Below are 18,057 nucleotides of genomic sequence, written 5' to 3'. Positions count from 1 at the left end.
ATTACCCGTTCCGGTCAGCGAGCTTCTTCAGAGCCCGTCCGATTCGCTCGACCTGCTCGGCGGGGAGCTCGGCCGTGGGTCGACGAGGAGCACCGACCGGCTCGCCCTGCAGAGCAAGTCCCGCCTTGACGGCGGAGATGAACGGAACGGAGATCATCGAATCGATCACCGGGTACAGGTCACGCCACTGGGCGAGCGCGCCGTGCAGGTCGCCGTCGGCGATGAGCCGGTTGACTGCGACGATCTCGTCCGGAACCACGTTCGCGGCACCTGCCATGACTCCGGCAGCACCCTCGACCAGAGCGCTGTAGATGTAGGAGTCCCAGCCGATGAACGTGCCGATCACGTCACTGTGGTGGTGAATCAGCTGCAGTGCCTGTTCCCAGTTCGCGCTCGAGTCCTTGATGTAGCGGATGTTGTCGACCTCTTCGGCCAGCGAGCGAACGGTGGCGGGGTCCAGGTTCACACCGGTGACCGCGGGGATGTTGTACAGCATGATCGGCAGTTCCACCGACGAAGCGACATCCTTGATGTAGGTCACTGTCTCTTCGGTCGAGAGCGGCTCGTAGAACGGGGTGATCAGCATGAGCACGTCAGCGCCGGACTTCTCGGCGGCGCGGGACAGCCGGATGGCTTCGGCAGTTGTCGTGGCACCGGTCTGAGCGATGACGGGCACCCGGCCACCGGCATGTTCGATGACCGTGTCGACGAGCCGCAGGCGCTCGTCCGACGACAGCGCCCCGACCTCACCGGTCGATCCCGCGGCGACGACGCCGTCCACGCCCGCCTTGATCGAGCGGTCCACCACGACCTTCAGCTTGTTCACGTCGATCTGCTCGTCGGCGTCGAACGGGGTGGTCAATGCAGTGAGGACACCGCTGAGTTGCTTGGACATGAAATGTGACTCCTGGATCGTTGGCGGGTGTTGGGTGTGCGGAATGTCAGGCGCTGGCGGCCTGTGCGGCCACAGGCCTGCTGTGAAGTGTCTGACGGTGTGTGGCAAGCACACTCGTCACCTCTTGTGCGGCGGAGAACCCGGAGGTGATCGACGTCTCCGTGTAGAGCGTTCCGAGATAGTCGCCGGCCAGGAAGACGCGACCCGCTCCACGAGTCAGCGTGGGCTGCAGCTTCGCGCGGCCCGGGAAGCTGTAGGGCGACGCATTCTTCCATCGCGCAGCCTTGGCCTCGACGACCGTGTCGGAGAATCCGGGCCCGAGGATCTGCTCGAGATCGGCGAGGTGCGTCTGCACGACCTCTTCGTCGCTCTTGTCGAGCAGCGCCTGGCCCAGGGCTGCCGGCGAGAACGTCATGAAGCTGCCGCCCGGCTGCCGTACGGACTCGCTGCCGCGCACGATGCTTGCCTGGTTCAGGGCAATGGCGAAGGAACGCTTCGGGGCAGCGATGGCGTAGATGTCGTCCCACGGCTGCTTCGTCTTCTCGTCGGTGAGGAACGCCGAGCTGACGTGGGGTCCGTACTTGACCTGCGCGAGCGCTTCACGCAACTCCTGCGGCAGATCGACCCCGACGCGATGCGACACGTCCGCGGTCGTGGCGAGAACGACGGTTCGCGCCTCCACCTCGTGGTCACGTCCGTCTTGGCGGTAGCGGACGACGACCGATTCCTTCTTGTGGACGACCTCCTGCACCTCTGCACCCAACTGAACGCGCTCACCCAACGACGCGGCGAGGGCTTCGGTGAGGGTGGAGGGTCCGCCGACGATGCCGCGACTCAGACCCTGTCCGAATCCGAGCACCAAGCTGAAGTATCCGATGCCTGCACCGGCCGAGATCTGGTCCATGTTTCCGGCCGACCGGGTGACGGTGGTCTTGAACAGAGCGGCCGCATCCTCCGGCAGGTCTCCGACGAAATCGAGGAACGACTCGTCGTTCGCGAAGTTGTAGATTCGCTGCTGTCGCATTGCGCCGGACTCACCGGCACGCGTCCGCACCACTCCGGTGTACTTTCCGACGCCCGCAACGATCTTCATTCCGGCACGCATGGTCGCCATCCGCGCCGACAGGGACATCGGTATCCGGAACGGGTAGGTGGCGATGTGTCCCTTCTTCAGGAACTTCCCGTTCATGGAGAGCGCCTGAAGCGACCCGGGAATGTCGACCGACATGACGCCGGCCTCGTTGAGCAGGGCTTCGGTCGACGAACCGGGGCCGGCGAACACGTGGCCACCCCAGTTCAGCCAGTACGACCCGCGACGCTCGGAGCGAATACGGCCACCGACGCGCTCGTCGGACTCCAGAACAAGGGTGTCCCAATGACGCAACCGCCAACCGGCAGAGAGTCCGGCCAGGCCCGCGCCGACAACAACTACATCTCGCACTTCGTATCTCCTTGACTAGCGCCGCGTCCCCCACCGGAGGCATCGGCGAGTTGCTGGCGAATCCTTGTTTCGGGACGCCCGTCCTGGCTTGCGGTAGCGCCGTTGAAAGCCAGGCCGGGTCGAGTCGCACACATCGGGTGTGATGGTGATGCCCGTCATACCCGGACCACCTAAGACTAAAGTGTGATCACAGATCACGCAATCCTGAATCGCGGAAATTTCGGCGATTTCGCAGACTGTGGCGAACTGACTGTCCGGTCAGGAAGGCACAAACACCCTTTTCCGGACTACGAGGCGATCTTCCTGATGCAGCGAGACACCGAACGTGAATGCAACCTGTTCGAGGTTGTCGCGAGCGGGTGAGAGACTGCTCCGCGTGCATGCGTTCATCGACGAATCCACACGGGGCGAGTACGCCCTGTGTGCGGTGACCGGCGACCTCACAGCGCTACGGAAGCAGATGAACGCGCTCCGCCCACCCGGACACCCCGCATCCACAAGACCGGTGTCGGGAAGAAGCCGGCACCTAAGATCGTCGCCGAGGTCGCCCGGCTGGAGGCGACCAGCCGGATCTAGATGATGAGCTCGCGGAAGGTCAACGAACGCCAGGCCCGCGACGTCACCCTGGCTGCCGCGGTGCGGGATCTGGCGCAGATGCCGGCGACGAACCCGATCATCGAGTCATGCGATCAGGACCACGAGGACAACCGCATCATCCGCGACGAACTCGGCGCCGGGGCCCCGTCCCGGTACAGCCACGACCGGCCGGGCAACCCGCTCTTACGGTTGCCCGACGTCCATGCCTGGGCGTGGGGCCGAGGCGGCAGCATGGGGGCGAAGATCGCGCACCGCATCACGTCGTGCGGGTGTAGAAACACGAGAACGCCCCTCGAGGAGTGAGGGGCGTTCGTCGTATGTGTAGGGGCGCGGCAAGGCTGGAAACCGCTAGGTGGGGCTGCCTACAGGGGTACTGACACCCCGGAGACCTCCCACACGAACCACTTCCCTCGGCTACTGCCTCGGGCACCCACATAATGTCAGTGTCGGTTGCGTCGACGCAACCGCGAAGCCCATGGCCTGCACGCTGCGTTGGCGACACTCGCCGCCGATCTGCCCGCACCCATACTGGCGGACCTACTCGGCATCTCCGTTAGTTCCGCGACCCGCTGGAGCGCCCTCGCCGCCCGCGACAACGCCAAATACATCGCCCCCTTTGTCAAACATCCACCCCGCTGACACACCGCACTGTGCCGTTTCGCGGCGCGGTCCGAGTCCGTCTCCGTGCTCACACAGTCGGGCAGGTCCAGCACGCCGCGCGCGGTGTCGACGACAACGGCCGGGATGTCATCCGGCGCCGGGAAGTATCGGCGCCGCTGATACGCATTCAGCGGCGCCCCAGAGCGAGCAGGTGAGAATCGCCCGTCCGCGTGTCACACCCACGTGCGCTGGCCTCATCTTTGTCGGCAATTCGCTGCATCCTTCAAGATGGCCACCAGCTCGTCACGCCGCTCACGCACCACAGCGACGGGTCCCACGAGCGCGATCGCGGCCACCGGATGCTCTCCGTGACGATCTCGGACCGCTACCGCAAGCCCGCTGAGATCCTTGTCGGGGTGCTCATTGAGGCTGTAGCCCTTGTCGCGGATATCGTCGATCTGCCGGAGGAACTCGTCCGCGGCGTCGGCTTGGTCGGCACTTGTGTTGGCGATGAGAAGCCGGATGGTGCTGTCCGGTTGTGCAGCCACGAGCGCACGTCCCGCAGCGGTGTCGAACAGAGGCCTGCGCAGGGACTTCCAGCCATGCTGTCGTCGCTGCCACCAGTTCGCGGTCGAGCCATCCGGGCTCGTCCTGCCGACGTACACGATCGAGGTACCAACGCGGAGCGCGAGCAACGCGCTGGTGCCTGCCCGGTCACTGACGCGCTGAAGGTCCTCCAGACTGAAGTCGTCGAACTGGAGGCGCTCCTGACCGAGCGTCAAGCTGAACGTGACTGGACCCAGGTAGAAACGATTTCCCTCGGCGAATAGCCATCCCGCCGACACCAGTCCCCAGACGAACCCATGGATCGAGGTCCTCGCGCCTCCGGTGATCTGTACGAGTTCCGCGAGGGTGAGTCCGTCCGCGCTGTGTGCCACATGCTCCATGATCTCGGTGACTCGATCGATCGTGCGATGTGGTATTCCATCTCGCGACAATCGATCGTCCTTTGCCCTCGGATCCGGATCCTTCGAGCTGGCCGAGTGCGAGTCGGACGAGAGTGTGGTCACGACCGTGCCTCCTTCCATTGCATTGCACGACGGGTGAGTCGTGAGACAACGCGGTCGACTGTGAAACTGACCGCCACTAGGACAATGATCGCAGCGAACACTCCCGTGGTATTGAACTGGTTCGCACTCCGTGTGAGGAGGTACCCCAGGCCCTGGTTGGAGGCCAACATCTCAGCGACGACCACGGCGATCAGCGCCTGGGGGACGGTGATCTTGAGACCGGCGACGACCCAGACGAGAGCGGACGGCAGTTTGGCCCTCACCGCGATGTTCCAGCGATTCGCCCCCATCACCCGCATCTGGTCGATCAGCGCATGGTTGACCTCACGAATTCCGAAGAACGTGTTGTAGAACATCAGGAAGAACGTGACGATCGCTACGCATATCACTTGCAGCTGGAAGCCGAGTCCGAACCAGACGATCAGGAGCGGGATCAACGCGATCTTCGGGATACCGTAGATCGCCGTGATGAACGGCTCCAACACGCTCGCGACAAATTTCCACTGCGCGAAGACGTACCCGGCGACAACGGCAATGATGCCGCCGGCGGTGAAGCCGACGGCCGCCGCCCACAAGGTGCTTCGTGCGTGGTACCAGAGGGTGCCGTCGGTGATCCATGTCCACAGCAGCGGCGCCACTCGGCTGGGCGACGAGATGTAGAAGCTGTCGACCACGGTGTCAGAACAGAGTTCCCATGCGGCAAGTGCGGCCACCAGCACGAATAGACGGGCCATGAACAACGTGATCGGCGATTCGGACAGCGGCCGGCGCGGTATGTCGTGGTCGTCGACGACCATTGACGGACTGGGAGTCGTGGGCAGGGCGGCTACGTGCGATGACATCATGCATCAACCTTCCGTGCTGAGGCGAGCGCGGAATGGAGTGTGCGCTCGAGTACGTTGAACTCTGGTTCGAAGCGCAGGGTGTGGACATCTCGTACCGCCCCGAACGGCACAGGAATATCGGCGACAACGCGTCCGGGTCGATCACCAACGACCACCACTCGGTCGGAGAGAATGCCGGCTTCGAATATGTCGTGGGTGACGAACAGCGTCGTTGTGTTCTCCGCGCGAACAATCCTGAGCAACTCCGCGTGTAGTTCTGTGCGCAGCTGGGCGTCGAGCGCCGCAAACGGCTCGTCCATCATCAGGAGTGCCGGGCGATAGATCAGTGCACGCGCGAGCAGCGCGCGCCGCTTCATTCCGCCGGACAGCTGCGAGGGGAAGAGTGGACCTGCACTCTCCAATCCCGTGAGCGCCAGGAGGCTTTCCACCCGGTCTTCGATCTCTCGTCGGCCGACCTTGCGCAACTTCAGCGGTAGCCCGACATTCTTGGCGATCGTCAGCCACGGCAGGAGCGTGTCATCCTGGGTGACGTAACCCGCTGCGGTGTTCACCCCGCGGATCGGACTGCCATCGAAGGTGACCGCACCCCGCCGGGGCTGAAGCAGGCCGGCCAGAACGTTCAGGGTTGTCGACTTTCCACACCCCGACGGTCCGAGGAGCGAGACGAACTCGCCCTCGCGCACCTCCAGATCGAAATTTCTGAGAACATCGGCGGATTGACCGAATCCGATGCTGACGTCGGAGAACTCAATCATACTCTTCATTTGGAGTCCTTCCGTGCGATTTCGGCGACGGCTTCATCGAATGGCACATCGACCGATGAGCCGCCCGCCGCGAGGAGCGTGAGGTTCTTCTCGTAAGCGTCCTGGGAGATTTTCGTGTCCGCGACCATGACGCTCTGTCCGAGTTCCCAGGTGATCGCCCAAGCTGCTGGTGACGTCTCCGCGAAGAACTTTGTGTGCAGCTTCTCGCCCGCATTGACTGGATCCGCGGTGATCTGCTCGGTCGCAGCGGCCAGTGCCGCACGCAGTCGTTCCACGGAGTCGGTGTTCTTGGCGATGTAATCAGTCCGGCCGATAACACCGATCCCGATCATGTCTTGGACCGTGGGGAGATCCTTGCCTGTGAGGTACACGGACCCATCACCATCTGCGAGGTTCTGCTCCAGCGCACCAGCCCCGTAGAAGCCCGCGTCGAACTGTCCCTGTTTGAGACCTGAGACCAAGGCTGTGGGCTCGCTCATCCCGATGATCGTGACGTCTCTGTCCGGATCCAGGCCGACGCGACTCAGCTCCGCGCGCAGGATGTTGTAGTTCGTCGAACCGACAGGACCGGTGCCGACGGTTAAACCCTCGAGTCCCCGCAGGCGCTCGTCGACGGACTTGTCTCCATAGCGTTCGGCAACATCATTCGACACGACCATTAGCGACGCCACTTCCGCCGTCCCAGCAACGATCTCGATAGGTGCACCGGTGTGGATGGCCTCGATCGCCGGAGCGAGTGCCAGCACCCCGAAGTCGGCCTCCCCCGACATCACGCCCGCGATCACGGTCGAACTCGCAGCTCCGACGGCCTCATATTTCATGTCCAAGCCCGCACCGTCCGCCGTGCCCAAAGCAACCATGGCAAGCGGCAGTCCCGTGTTCATGCTGGGTGTCGTGGCCAGGACCCGAACGGGAATCGCTCCTGAATCGGAAGCTGGATCGCCGCCGGTGCCACAGGCGGTCAATCCCGCCATTGCTATCACGAAGGCAAGCGTGGCCTTCAGTCCGCGAGCTTTCATTGGTCAATCCTCACCTTTGTCGTATATACGACTCCAATAACGTAACTGCGAGACTAGTAGTGACTCGGGTCACGGTCAACAGGCACCCCTGAAATTGCCTTAACGGGTTGCGGTTCAACCACTCCCGAGGTTCACCGGCACGAGCTTCAGCCCTGACGCCAGTCGGAGATTGCGGCTTGACGCGCACGCCTCAGGCATGCAACTGTCGTATAAGCGATCTAAATGTCGTATATAGGACGGATGACGGTATGAAACGAGTCCCACCCCCTGCAATTCAGGACGCCATCAATCGATGGCTGGCACCGACCGACGAGGTGAACTGCGACGATGGCATTCACGAACCGCACTGCGGCTGCCTTACAAATACCGCGGACCTGCTAGAGATCGGGGCGCGATGGGGCGACCTGATCCACATCCAAGATGGGTCGGTTACGGTCAGCTTCGCGGATATCGTCCGCTCCGCCGACAGGTTTGCGGTGACACTCGCACAGCACGGGGTCGATCGCGGTGACCGAGTCTTCATTCACGGACGCAACAGCGCCGCATGGGTTGCCGCCGCGTGGGGTGTCTGGCGGGCCGCGGCTGTTCCCGTCCTCGGCAATCCGTCATGGACCAGCGAGGAGGTTCGCCACGCGCTGGCTGTCACGACAAGCCAATTCGCCGTCGTCGATTCGTCGTTGATGGACAGGCTCCCATCAGGAGCGCAACGGTGGCGTCTGGACGACATCGACTTCGACGAGAAGCACGTCGATGACAGTTGGTCCAGACTCCTCGATGACCGGGCTCGAGAAGTCGCGGCGAACGATGCAGCTGCGGTCGTGTTCACGTCGGGAACGACAGAGTTCGCCAAGGCCGCCGTGCTGACCCACCGCACCTTCGCGCTCAACCTCCAAGGCTTTCTGGCGCTGACAGGCAAGACCGATCGGGTCGTGCGACGGGAGCCGGCACCGACAGCCCTCATCACCGCGCCCCTCTTCCACATCGGGGGAATTCATGGTGTCGTGCGCAGCCTTGTCGAAGGGAGCAAACGGATCTTCTCGTCCGGTCGCTTCGATGCCGGCGAAGTACTCCGCATCTTGGAAACCGAAAAGATCCGGAGCCTGTTCCTGGTGCCCACCGCGCTGACTCGCCTTCTCTCGCACCCCGATTTCGCGCACCGCGATCTGTCCTCCCTCCGATCCGCAACTCTGGGCGCCGCGCCGGTACCTCCGTCACTTCTCGAGCAACTCCGTACGGCAATTCCGAGTCTGAAGGTCGGTGTCAACACTGGATACGGGCTGACCGAGGCCGGAGGAGCCGTCACAGCCGCCTCCGGCGCCGACGTCGCTGCACGCCCCGGTACCGCCGGGCGGGCACTGCCGTGGGCCGAAATCCGCATCGACAACCCCGACGAGCATGGCCGTGGAGAGATAGGTGTGCGATCAGGAGCACAGATGCTCGGCTACCTGACACCGAACGGACTGGCCGAGGAGCCCGCCAACTCGGGCGGGTGGGTCATGACCGGCGACCTCGGTCGGATCGACGACGACGGGTTCCTGTGGGTCGAAGGTCGCAGCAAAGACATCATTATCCGTGGCGGCGAGAACATCTCGGCCGCGCGCGTCGAAGCGGTGCTCCATGCCCACCCAGCGGTGTTGGAAGCCGCGGCCGTGGGCCTACGCGACCCCGAATGGGGCGAAGTTGTGGCCGTCGTGGTGCGGGTGAGCTCGGACGACATCGATGAACAAGAACTCGCCGATCACGCCTCCACGCTCCTGGCGCGATTCGAGATACCGGCGCACTGGCAGATCGTTCGCGATCCTCTGCCCACCAACGCCATGGGGAAGATCCTCAAGCGCGAGCTCCTTCAGCTATTCGAGGACCGGCCGAGCCCCGACACTCGACCGGCCATGACGTGAAGGACACGAGGACGACCCACGGCGTACAAGACAAACAAGACCGCGACGAGGCGCTGGCCGTCGACACCCTTGATTGCTCTTGTTGCCCCATCTCATACGGACACCAACTTCAGGAGGGACGATGATCGAAGCACCCTTGGAAGGCGTAACCGTCCTTGATCTGGGACAGGTTTACCAAGGCCCCTACGCCGGCTTCCTGATGGCGCGGGCCGGAGCTGACGTGATCAAGGTCGAGCCTCCCACCGGCGACTCGGTTCGCAAGCGGCCCGGAGAGACCGGCTACACCTTCAGCGCGCTCAACGCGGGCAAGCAAAGCGTGGTGCTCGACCTCAAGAGCAGCCACGGCGTTGCGCTACTTCACCGGCTCGTCGAACACGCAGACATCCTCCTCGAGAACTTCGTCCCAGGCACGATGGAGCGCCTCGGATGCTCGCCCGGAAAACTACTCGAGATCAATCCCCGACTGATCTACGCCTCCGGATCCGGGTTCGGTCGCACTGGGCCGGCGCGCCGGAAACCGGCGATGGACCTGACTATTCAGGCTGCCGCCGGCGTCCTCAGCCTGACCGGTGAACCTGACGGCGTTCCGACCCGCGCGGGGCCCGCGGTCGCCGACTTCATCGCCGGCATCCACATGTACGGGGCGGCAGTGAGCGGCTTGCTGGCCCGGAGCCGCACGGGCCGGGGCGGCGTCGTGGAGGTGGCGATGATCGAAGCGTTGGTGCCCACTCTGCTATCGAGCATGGCGTGGATGTTCGAGCGTGACGTTACGCGACCGCCACGCACCCACAATCATCATTCGGGGGAAGCGGTAGCACCCCACAACGTCTACCCCACCCGGGACGGATGGGTGGCGATACTGTGTCTCACCGACGACCAGTGGGCTCGCTTGACGAAAGCAATGGACTCCCCGGACCTGAGCTCGAGGCCAGGGTTGGCAACGACCGCCGAACGCATCCGGAACCAGGACGAACTCGATGAGATCGTCGCTGCGTGGACTAGATCGCACTCCGCCGACGAGGTCAGTCACCTGTGCGAAGAGAACCGCGTGCCCGCCTCGCCGGTTCGCGAGATCAGAGACGTCATGAGTGACGCAGGCATGCGCGAGCGGGGCTTTCTGTACGACGTCGCGCGGCCCGGCGGCGGTACCTCGACCTTCTTCAACAGCCCGCTGCGTTTCGCGGAATCCACACCCCAACCCCCGTTTCCGGCGCCGAGGTTGGGTCAGCACACGGAGGAAGTGCTCGAGACGCTTCTTCACCTCGGCACGGACGAGGTGAACGAGTTGAGAAGCCGAGGAGCCTTCGGGCGACCATGACGGCCACGAAGAAGCCGCATCGCACCCGTCACTTCGAGTGACGTGCTGCGATGCCGACCCCCGACGCCGACGGGACATCCGCCGGCTAACGCCGCAATCCAAGAGAACTGGAGTTCACATGAGCGAGAAGACCGCAATCCTGCCGGATGCCGCCATCGACGACGAGATGATCGCCCGGATGAAGCAGAAAGTCGGTGTGCAACTGCGCATCGACCACTCGGTCAACAACGAAGAAGCGACCCGGATCGCCGTCACCAAGTTCGCGGGTGGAATCGGCGATATTAATCGACTCTGGACTGATCACGAGTACGCCGCCACGACAAAGTACGGCGGCCCCGTTGCACCGCCCTCGTTCGTGATCGGCTGCTTTTCCGGACTCCAGTTCGGTTGGCCCGGTCTCGGATCGTTCCACTGTGCGACTCAGATGGATATCCTGCGCCCGATCTACTGGGGTGACAAAGTCACTGTCACTTGCCGTTACGACGGATTCACCGGTCCCCAGCCGTCCACGTTCGCCGGCCAGATGGTCACCGATCAATTCACAAACGAGTACACAAACCAGAATGGCGAGAAGATCGCAGAGGTTCGCTGGCAAGTCATGAACTACGAGCGCACCAAGGCGATCTCGACCAGCAGCCTTCGCGCCACTCCCGAGATCCCGCACCCCTGGACGATCGATGAGGTCGAGAGGGTCGAAGCACAGGTGCTGAGTGAGAAACCACGAGGTGCCGCGCCGCTCTTCTGGGAGGATGTGGAGATCGGCGAGGAAATCACCAGTCTCACCAAGGGGCCGATCGGGCTCACCGATGAAGTGGCATTCATCGCGGGCGGAGGCACACCCATTCCGCGGCTGAAGGCTCACGCCGCCTCACTCGCTGATTACCAAGCGCATCCTGCCTGGACTTACCGCGATCCGGAGACCTGCGCCTCAGAACCGATCTACGCCGTGCACTACAACAAGTCAGCGGCGCGGGGGATGGGCGTGACCTATCAGTACGACGTAGGGTTCCAGCGTCAGTGCTGGCAGCTCCAGCTCCTGACGCACTGGATGGGGGATGACGGGTGGATCAAGAGCGTGTCGGCACAATACCGCGGCTTCGTGTATCTCGGTGACGTCGTCACATTGGGCGGAGAAGTCGTCGGCAAGGCTGTGGACCCCGATGGTGAGCACATCGTCGAGCTGCGTACATTCGCCAAGAACCAGCACGGCATCGACGTGATGCCAGGTACCGCCAAAGTTGCCCTGCCAAGCCGTTCATCGGCGCAGAATCCGGTCAGCCGACGCCGAAGGTGATCAATCCCGGCGACCACCACGGCTGTCAGATGCGGAAGCCGAGCTGTCTGTCAGGGGTGCAGAGCGGTTGCGCGCTTCAGCGCCGCCCCGACCCGGCCGGGGTACCGCCATCAAGGGAGCAGGGACCTGTCGTCGATGAGCTGTACCCTGGCCGACAGCTCCTTCGTCGGTGCCGGGGCGCCATACGGAACGGAGTGGATAACCCCCAGCGGAAGGGCAGGTTACGCCGCACTCCACACCCCCAGAGAAGGGCCGCGTGCCTTTTGAGGACCGGGCCCGGTCGGATCGTCGCCGTTGGTCGAGGCCGAATCTGTGGCGAAGAACCGGGCGCCGCGAAAGCCGTCGTCACGGGAGTCCTCCCAGAAGTACTGCCAGGTCCGCCGCGTCGTACCCAGCGGCCACCTGGACTGGGGGCGTGGGAGTTTGTTCGCGGGTGGCCAGATGCAGCTGAACCCGGCGTACAACCTCGGCGTGGTCTTCGATCATGTACACGTCGGCGGTCGTGGACAGGCGGGCATGGCCGAGGATGACCTGGACGTCGCGGGACGAGAGGTGCTCGTCCCGGACCATCCGTAGTGCGGCAGTGTGGCGCAGATCGTGCATCGTCCAGTTCGCAACGTCTCATCGTTCTGAGGATGGCGCCGAAGACCCTCGCCGCGGTCACGCCGACGGCGGGTCTGCCAAATCGGTTCGTCCAGGGAAAGGGCTTCGCCGAGGTCCGCAAGGTAGAGACGCAGCCAGACGAACGAGTCTTGGCTGGCCGGGAGCCACTGCTCGGCGCGAGTGCCCGTGCAGGTCACCCGGACGCGAATACCGCTTACGGGTGACGAGGTTGACCGCGCCCGCGTGCGCGGCGACCACCAGGTTTGGCGGCCTGGGTCAGCCACAACACCAGGCCCCTGCCCTCGGCCGGCGTGGCCTGGCCCCATTCCACGCCGACCGCACGTAGCCAGCGCCACCACCGCAACAGACCGTACGCGTAACTTCGCACAGATTCGGGGCCGTTGTCCTGTGCGACAAAGTCTGTGAGGTGTCGCCGGATCGGCTCGACCGGCATCCCGGCGTCGTCGACCACAAGCCAGGGCACCAGTCCCTCCGCGCGACCGACGCGACCCCATCGTGGCAACCTGATCGATCGGATATCCCGCTCCACGTTGTCGAACGACTGCACTCCGGCTCTCCGAGTTCGAGGTGATGTCTACCGACTTGACGACGCATCCATGGCGAAGGAACCGCGCGTGTCGCCCGGTAGTCCGGTCAACAGATCATCATCAGCATCGGCGCCGATGGCAACCTCACCGGACCGATCCCCGGCAGCCGGCAGAACACGGCCCTCGCGGCGACCGCAGCCTCCGCAGTCTGGGCACTGTCCGCCGGCGCCCATCTTGCCCCCCCACCACACTCACACGCTGCTGCGCCGAAAGCGACTGCGGCAATAGGCGTACGAATGGACACAGCCCGACACCCCACCGGGATAGCACTCGATGAGCCAGAGTGCGGCCATGCAGACTGATCTGGTGATGCTCAGTGCGTCGAGCGCGATGTGGGGTCGAATCCACGGAGGAGGGCCGCGAGGCCGGTGTCGAACTCGTGGTCCTGGCCGAGGGCGACGACTCGCTGTGCGATGTCGACAAAGTGAGACGCTGCCGCGTCGGTTCGATCGGTGGCGACAACGATCTCACCCCCGTCACGCGCCGTCTGCTGTTCGATCGCCGAACCGATGGTGTACCGCGAGATGGCGATCAGAGCCAGGGCGGCGTCCGTATCGCGAAAGCCCGCATCCTCCAGAAGCGCTATCTGCTCGATCGCGGTATCGAGACTCGGACTTCGCGAGCCCGTCGACGCGATCAGTCGGGCGCCGTCGCGGACGCTCAGCATGGCACGGCGCAGGCTCCGCGCGTTCCGGGAAACGAACTCGTCCCAGCGCTCACCGTCGGCGGGAAGACGGTCGGTGTGCCAACGGCACAGGATCTCCTCCGCGACGGCGTCGAGCAACTCGGTCTTGCCGCCGAAGTAGTGGTAGAGGCCAGGCTGACGAATGCCGAGGCGAGCCGCGATCGCTCGCAGCGAGACGCTGTCCAGTCCACGCTCCTGCATCAACTCGATCGCAGCCGACACGATCGAATCCCGGTCCGTGCGTCGCGGGTACGGCATGAGCGTCAACGTATACCTTGAACGGCAAGATTATCAACGATAATCTTGGGGGGTGTCCGACCGAGCGAAGGGAACGACATGAAACGAGAAGACGTCTGGAGGGGCACCGTCGTGAGGAAGTCACGCGGGCTGCTGGACGGCTCCAACCTCTACCGAAGGGTCACCGTCCGCACCGACGACGACCGGACCGCGAAGGTCAGGGTCAATCGCACGCTCTGGAAGGAACTCGACATCGGCGACCGCATCGTGAAGGACGCGAGCCAGGAGCCTTACCGCGCATGACTCGCCACGATGTGCGGAGCGTCGGTCGGCCGGCGGCTTCTCCGACTAACCCGGTTCACCAGCCTTTTGTTGTGCCACTCGCAGATTCGCGCACCATTCTCGGTGCGCGGCCGAAGGCACTATTGCGCTCGCACGAACAAGAATGGATGGCGGACCCAGGCGGCCGACGCGCAAGTCCTGATGAGGGAACAACTCTGCATCGGCCGGCTGGGTCCGCCATCCGTGGAACGTCGGCGGTGGATCGGCGAGTTAGCCGATGCTGAAGGGCTTACCCCAGAGGGTGATGCTGCTGGTCACGTTGTCGGTGTTGATGCCGACCTGAACGTAGCTGCGAGCCTGCGCGTAGCCTGCGCAACCGCTCACTCCGAGGGTGGAGTCGCTCCAGGTAACCGAGCCGGACTTGCCCATGAACGAATTTGCTCCGGAATGCTGTTCGGCGCCGTAGGAGTCTGCGCTCTCGATGTCGAGGATGCTGACTGCCTTCGCCTCACCGGGTCCGAGGGTGATGCCACCGCTAGTACCGCCGGCGAGCGGGCCGGACACCAGATTTCCGGTGCCGTCATCGATGGACAGGTCGGTTCCCGTCGTGCCGCCGGCGTTGGCGCCGAAGTCGACCTGGCAGGCAAGCACGTAGCCGGGTGCGATCACAGCACCCTTGGCGCCGTCACCTTCGAGAACGACCGAGGCCTTGCCGGAGACCCAGACGTTGCGGTGCAGCGGTGTCGACCCCAGCGACGGGGAGATGTTCGCACTCTCCTCGGTCAGGTTCACCGTCACCACGGTGCCGTCCGCCAGCGTCTGCGTGAGTGTGCCACCGGGCAGCGGCACGAACGTGTCCGCGTTCGCCGCACCGACGGAGAAGAAGCCCATGGTCGCGGCGGCGGCAGCACCGACCGCCGCCACACGCACACCATTCTTACGGTTGATGATCATTGTTTCCCTCTCAGGGAGATAGAAAAGTCCGCACGTGCAAGAAAAGAAGGGGGGAAAGGAGGCCTACGTCAGGACGCGACCGAGATCAGCCGATGCTGAACGGCGCACCGTAGAGAACGGTCTTCGAGTAGTCGTTGCCCACGATCTCCACGACCGTGTACGCGCGCGCCTGCGCGAAGCCACCGCACTTCTGAATCTGCAGTTCGGTGTCCTGGTACTGCAGCGCGTACACGCCGTCCTTCTTGATGTCCCTGCCCGACACCGGCACGTACTTGACCTCACCGGAACTCAGCGGCACCGACAGCCCCATGCTCGGTGACAGCGAGTCCAGATCCGCCGAGAACGACGGTGACGCCGACAGACCCGTGATATCGACCTGGCAACCCACGATGTAACCGGTCGACACCCGCGAAACACCGTGCGTCGAGGTGGCGTTCGTACCGTTGTACGTGCCGTCGGTCTTCACCGTTCCGTTGTAGTCGGCAACCTCGGTAACCTCCGCGATGCCCTTGACATCGACTGTCACCGTGCCCGACACCCACGCCACACGACCGGCGCCGTTGGCGGCCAACGACGGTGAGACCAGCGCGCTCTCCGCCGTCCGCGTCACTGTCGCATTCGGACCCGCCTTCGACCCGTCCGGCAGCGGGATAAACGTGTCCGCGTTCGCCACACCGGTGGACATCACACCGAGCACGGCCGCGGCAGCGCCCAGGCACGCGATGCGGGCACCGCGGCGCAGGCCGGACGTGGGGTTCTTCATCATTCGTTCCCTCAGAACTTTCTCAAAGTCGTGATTTCACACGAGGTTTCGGCAGTGTTCACATCACTGCGATCGAACGTTGGGTAGCATAACCTAACAATGCGCCGGCGAGGGGAAACGTGGCGCGCGTCACGCCGCACGCGAAACGGTGCGGGACACATGCACCGCCGCGCGCAGGCCGACCCGGTGAGCCCATCGACCCGGCTGGGGTGGGCGTTATGCTCCGATACCGTTATGCGTCAACGGTATTCGATGCCGCAGCCGTGACGAATCCCCCGGGATCGTCAGACGGATGTCAGGGCTCGCACCGTCACCCGATCGGCTGACGACACAGATCCACAACGGCGATTCCCCAGCCGACGAGCCGCGACGCGGCCACCACGAGACCCGCATCTGCTGCGACTGCGGCGAACTCGGACTCGGTGCGCACACCGGTGCCGTGCATGCAGAGCATGAGTAGATCGAACTCGGCGGTCTCCTCGGTCAGCGGTGCCGCGTCGGTTCCCTCGTCGAGTAGCCGTTCGACGACCACGAGCCTGCCTTCCGGTCCCACTGCGTCGATCGCGGTACGAAGCAAGAGGGTCAGGTCGTTGTCAGGCAGTCTCCCGGTCGCCTCGAGCAGGAGGTAGGCGTCGAAGGGGTCGGCGTCGACGGGGGTGAGCACGCTCTGCGGCAGGTACGAGACCTGTTCGGAGACTGCGGGGTCGAGATCGGCGCGGATACGTTCGAGTTCGCTCGGCATGCCCACGATCGTCGCCTCGAGCTTCTCCTCGGATCCGAGGACGGCGCTGAGGACGACTCCCGATCCGCTGCCGGACACACAAATCCGGTGCAGGTCGGTGAACGGGTACTCGGCGGCGAGGGCGGACCCCAGGAAGGTCGCCTCGTCGGCGATGTGATGGTGATGCTTCTCGGCCAGCAACGGATGCGCGTCGAGATCTTCCTCGAGCGTGCGGCCGGTGATGGCACTGACCGCCGCCGAACCCGACCTCACTGCACCGACCAGCCCGGTGATGGACAGTTCGACGCGTGCTTCGATCCCGTTGAGGTCGAGCCAGTTCGACACCCATTCGTCTCCGAGCATTGCCTCACCGACGTCGCCGAGCGCGAGTGCACCGTCGGTGTTGCGGGTCAGGACCTCCGCGGTGATCAGGTAGCGGACGAACTTCGCCAGAGCGCGGGGGTCCGCGTCGGTGCGGGCGGCCAGCTCGTCCAGGTCGTGGGCGCCGTCGGCCACGTGGTGTGGGATGCGGAGCGTGTTCGCGGCCCGGATCGCGAACGGCGACACGATTTCCGCCCGTTCGGAGAGTTTGTCGAACGGCTCCGGTGGTGCTGCGGCGAGGTCGGGGACGGCGGGGTCGTCGGCGCGGGTCACGACGTCGGTGCGCCGCCAGTACCCGGTGATGTCGACCATTTCGGCCGGCATCCGGCGCTCGTTGCGCAAGTAGCTGCGAATGCCCTTGAGGGATGTCGATTCTCCGGCCACCCACGCGAACACGGATCCGTCGCGCCACGGCACCGAGCGGACCGCTGCTTCGAGGTTTGATCCGTCCCCGGCCGGTCGCTCGCCCCGGTCCACCCGGGTGAGCGTGACGGACGCGGCACTCGGCAGCTCGAGGCGGTACTCGGCGGAGGCGACTTCGACCACGACGCGGGCATCGAGCCCCGCCGGCATTTCCTCGAGCCAGCGCGCGATGGCGGGTAATGCCGTCTCGTCGCCGACGACGAGCACCCAGTCGACGTTCAGGGGTGCCAGCCCGGATCGGACCGGGCCGAGGAGGTCGATGGTGTCGCCGGGTTGACACCGGCGACCCCAGGTGGAGGCGACCCCGGTGTCGTGGGTGACGAAATCGAGTGTCAGCTCGGCGGTGTCGGGATCGAACCGGCGCACAGTGTAGTTGCGGGTGACGGGTTTCGGCTCACGTGGCCACTCGACCGACCGTTCACGTTGGTGCGGCAGCACTACCTCGCCGGACTCGGTGGGGAAGAACAGCCGGACGAAGTCGTCGAATCCCGCGCTGCGGAGCGGTGGGAACGTGAAGCCGTCCCGTTCGAACGCCGCCAGTTCCTCGCCGCTCAGGACGACGCGGCGCATTCCGGTGGTGACGTCGAAGGTGTCGACGACGGTGGCCCGCCGGATCACCTCGGGTTGAACCAGCTGTTGGCGATGCGATCTGGCCACGT

The 18,057-nt window shown here is 64.4% G+C and carries 16 protein-coding genes; 5 read left to right on the top strand and 11 right to left on the bottom strand.

What is annotated here, in order from left to right; all coding sequences use genetic code 11:
- Position 1: 1 nt before the first annotated feature.
- Together dapA and P3H15_RS05530 are read right to left on the bottom strand one after the other, a co-directional pair.
- Entirely contained in the window at positions 2-895 is an 894-nt protein-coding gene (gene dapA, locus P3H15_RS05535; RefSeq protein ID WP_276136320.1) for a 4-hydroxy-tetrahydrodipicolinate synthase, read from the bottom strand.
- Between the two features lie 46 nt (positions 896-941).
- Entirely contained in the window at positions 942-2,336 is a 1,395-nt protein-coding gene (locus tag P3H15_RS05530; RefSeq protein WP_276136319.1) for an NAD(P)/FAD-dependent oxidoreductase, read from the bottom strand.
- A 576-nt stretch (positions 2,337-2,912) separates the two neighbouring features.
- On the opposite strand from P3H15_RS05530, the gene P3H15_RS05525 reads away from it, so the two are divergent.
- Positions 2,913-3,236: a hypothetical protein gene (locus P3H15_RS05525; protein ID WP_276136318.1), complete on the top strand. Its 324-nt coding sequence runs from the start codon at positions 2,913-2,915 to the stop codon at positions 3,234-3,236.
- A gap of 551 nt (positions 3,237-3,787) precedes the next feature.
- Here P3H15_RS05525 and P3H15_RS05520 read toward each other — a convergent pair.
- The 4 genes from P3H15_RS05520 to P3H15_RS05505 are packed head-to-tail and all read right to left on the bottom strand — an operon-like array spanning position 3,788 to position 7,231.
- Complete coding sequence (locus P3H15_RS05520) at positions 3,788-4,603, bottom strand: IclR family transcriptional regulator (protein WP_276136317.1); 816 nt, start codon at positions 4,601-4,603, stop codon at positions 3,788-3,790.
- Positions 4,600-5,448 (bottom strand): ABC transporter permease, encoded by an 849-nt coding sequence (locus tag P3H15_RS05515; protein ID WP_276136316.1) that lies wholly within the window; start codon positions 5,446-5,448, stop codon positions 4,600-4,602. The genes P3H15_RS05520 and P3H15_RS05515 overlap by 4 nt, the downstream gene beginning before the upstream one ends.
- Positions 5,445-6,203, bottom strand: a complete 759-nt coding sequence (locus P3H15_RS05510; protein WP_276136426.1) for an ABC transporter ATP-binding protein — start codon at positions 6,201-6,203, stop codon at positions 5,445-5,447. The genes P3H15_RS05515 and P3H15_RS05510 overlap by 4 nt, the downstream gene beginning before the upstream one ends.
- Positions 6,204-6,208: 5 nt before the next feature.
- Positions 6,209-7,231 carry an ABC transporter substrate-binding protein gene (locus P3H15_RS05505; protein WP_276136315.1) on the bottom strand — a complete coding sequence of 341 codons (1,023 nt, stop codon included), beginning with the start codon at positions 7,229-7,231 and terminating at the stop codon, positions 6,209-6,211.
- A 248-nt stretch (positions 7,232-7,479) separates the two neighbouring features.
- Between P3H15_RS05505 and P3H15_RS05500 the strand changes: the two genes are divergently transcribed.
- The 3 genes from P3H15_RS05500 to P3H15_RS05490 all read left to right on the top strand — a co-directional run bounded on the left by P3H15_RS05500 (position 7,480) and on the right by P3H15_RS05490 (position 11,741).
- Positions 7,480-9,129, top strand: coding sequence for a class I adenylate-forming enzyme family protein (locus P3H15_RS05500; RefSeq protein WP_276136314.1), 1,650 nt, complete (start codon positions 7,480-7,482; stop codon positions 9,127-9,129).
- 121 nt (positions 9,130-9,250) lie between these two features.
- Complete coding sequence (locus P3H15_RS05495) at positions 9,251-10,447, top strand: CaiB/BaiF CoA-transferase family protein (RefSeq protein ID WP_276136313.1); 1,197 nt, start codon at positions 9,251-9,253, stop codon at positions 10,445-10,447.
- 118 nt (positions 10,448-10,565) lie between these two features.
- A complete protein-coding gene (locus P3H15_RS05490; protein ID WP_276136312.1) occupies positions 10,566-11,741 on the top strand; it encodes a MaoC family dehydratase N-terminal domain-containing protein in 1,176 nt (391 codons plus the stop codon).
- A gap of 345 nt (positions 11,742-12,086) precedes the next feature.
- Here the strand turns inward: P3H15_RS05490 and P3H15_RS05485 are convergent, their stop codons facing one another.
- Both P3H15_RS05485 and P3H15_RS05480 read right to left on the bottom strand, forming a co-directional pair.
- Positions 12,087-12,344 (bottom strand): tyrosine-type recombinase/integrase, encoded by a 258-nt coding sequence (locus tag P3H15_RS05485; protein WP_276136311.1) that lies wholly within the window; start codon positions 12,342-12,344, stop codon positions 12,087-12,089.
- Positions 12,345-13,265: 921 nt separating this feature from the next.
- The gene (locus P3H15_RS05480; protein WP_276136310.1) at positions 13,266-13,895 is read right to left on the bottom strand and encodes a TetR/AcrR family transcriptional regulator C-terminal domain-containing protein; all 630 of its coding nucleotides are present in this window, start codon (positions 13,893-13,895) and stop codon (positions 13,266-13,268) included.
- Between the two features lie 111 nt (positions 13,896-14,006).
- Between P3H15_RS05480 and P3H15_RS05475 the strand changes: the two genes are divergently transcribed.
- Positions 14,007-14,177 (top strand): hypothetical protein, encoded by a 171-nt coding sequence (locus tag P3H15_RS05475; RefSeq protein ID WP_276136309.1) that lies wholly within the window; start codon positions 14,007-14,009, stop codon positions 14,175-14,177.
- A 249-nt stretch (positions 14,178-14,426) separates the two neighbouring features.
- Here the strand turns inward: P3H15_RS05475 and P3H15_RS05470 are convergent, their stop codons facing one another.
- The 3 genes from P3H15_RS05470 to P3H15_RS05460 all read right to left on the bottom strand — a co-directional run bounded on the left by P3H15_RS05470 (position 14,427) and on the right by P3H15_RS05460 (position 18,055).
- Positions 14,427-15,110 carry an MspA family porin gene (locus P3H15_RS05470; RefSeq protein ID WP_276136308.1) on the bottom strand — a complete coding sequence of 228 codons (684 nt, stop codon included), beginning with the start codon at positions 15,108-15,110 and terminating at the stop codon, positions 14,427-14,429.
- A gap of 85 nt (positions 15,111-15,195) precedes the next feature.
- Positions 15,196-15,876 (bottom strand): MspA family porin, encoded by a 681-nt coding sequence (locus P3H15_RS05465; RefSeq protein ID WP_276136307.1) that lies wholly within the window; start codon positions 15,874-15,876, stop codon positions 15,196-15,198.
- A gap of 307 nt (positions 15,877-16,183) precedes the next feature.
- Positions 16,184-18,055 carry a siderophore-interacting protein gene (locus P3H15_RS05460; RefSeq protein ID WP_276136306.1) on the bottom strand — a complete coding sequence of 624 codons (1,872 nt, stop codon included), beginning with the start codon at positions 18,053-18,055 and terminating at the stop codon, positions 16,184-16,186.
- Positions 18,056-18,057 lie beyond the last annotated feature (2 nt).

It is taken from the genome of Rhodococcus sp. T2V (assembly GCF_029269925.1).
In the GTDB taxonomy this organism is placed as follows: Bacteria; Actinomycetota; Actinomycetes; order Mycobacteriales; family Mycobacteriaceae; genus Rhodococcus_F; species Rhodococcus_F koreensis.
The sequence above is the reverse complement of the archived record's forward strand: the minus strand, read 5'-3'. Positions and strand labels throughout refer to the sequence as shown.

Coding starts and splice junctions, on each gene's coding strand:
- P3H15_RS05495 (WP_276136313.1), top strand. CDS start 9,251: ATGATCGAAGCACCCTTGGAAGGCGTAACCGTCCTTGATCTGGGACAG.
- P3H15_RS05485 (WP_276136311.1), bottom strand. CDS start 12,344: ATGCACGATCTGCGCCACACTGCCGCACTACGGATGGTCCGGGACGAG.
- dapA (WP_276136320.1), bottom strand. CDS start 895: ATGTCCAAGCAACTCAGCGGTGTCCTCACTGCATTGACCACCCCGTTC.
- P3H15_RS05465 (WP_276136307.1), bottom strand. CDS start 15,876: ATGATGAAGAACCCCACGTCCGGCCTGCGCCGCGGTGCCCGCATCGCG.
- P3H15_RS05480 (WP_276136310.1), bottom strand. CDS start 13,895: ATGCCGTACCCGCGACGCACGGACCGGGATTCGATCGTGTCGGCTGCG.
- P3H15_RS05490 (WP_276136312.1), top strand. CDS start 10,566: ATGAGCGAGAAGACCGCAATCCTGCCGGATGCCGCCATCGACGACGAG.
- P3H15_RS05515 (WP_276136316.1), bottom strand. CDS start 5,448: ATGATGTCATCGCACGTAGCCGCCCTGCCCACGACTCCCAGTCCGTCA.
- P3H15_RS05510 (WP_276136426.1), bottom strand. CDS start 6,203: ATGATTGAGTTCTCCGACGTCAGCATCGGATTCGGTCAATCCGCCGAT.
- P3H15_RS05505 (WP_276136315.1), bottom strand. CDS start 7,231: ATGAAAGCTCGCGGACTGAAGGCCACGCTTGCCTTCGTGATAGCAATG.
- P3H15_RS05470 (WP_276136308.1), bottom strand. CDS start 15,110: ATGATCATCAACCGTAAGAATGGTGTGCGTGTGGCGGCGGTCGGTGCT.
- P3H15_RS05500 (WP_276136314.1), top strand. CDS start 7,480: ATGAAACGAGTCCCACCCCCTGCAATTCAGGACGCCATCAATCGATGG.
- P3H15_RS05525 (WP_276136318.1), top strand. CDS start 2,913: ATGATGAGCTCGCGGAAGGTCAACGAACGCCAGGCCCGCGACGTCACC.